Origin of the sequence: Bacillus sp. EKM501B, from assembly GCF_011800505.1 — a bacterium.
Classification (GTDB): Bacteria; Bacillota; Bacilli; order Bacillales; family Bacillaceae_G; genus Bacillus_A; species Bacillus_A cereus.
Genome location: NZ_JAALFZ010000080.1, coordinates 1 through 272, shown reverse-complemented (window position 1 = coordinate 272; position 272 = coordinate 1). Strand labels below are relative to the sequence as shown.

Here is a 272-nt window from a genome sequence, read left to right as displayed (position 1 = left end):
TCTTCATTCGCTTCAATTCCTTTTAAGCAATTATCTGTAAAGGCACGGAAACCGTTATTCATAATGCTAATCGATTGAAGTAAGTTGAAAACAAGTACTGGTTCCATCACGTTTAATTCTAACTGTCCTGCTTCTGAAGCAAGGCAAATTGTATGGTCATTACCAATGACTTGGAACGCAATTTGATTAATTACCTCTGGCATAACAGGGTTTACTTTCCCTGGCATAATAGATGAACCTGGTTGACGAGCTGGTAACATAATTTCCGCTAA

The 272-nt window shown here is 37.9% G+C and carries 1 protein-coding gene; it reads right to left on the bottom strand.

The features are described from left to right. Window positions 1-272, bottom strand: a 272-nt coding sequence (locus HFD78_RS29210; protein ID WP_277680578.1) for a lyase family protein, incomplete at both ends; no start/stop codon positions are given.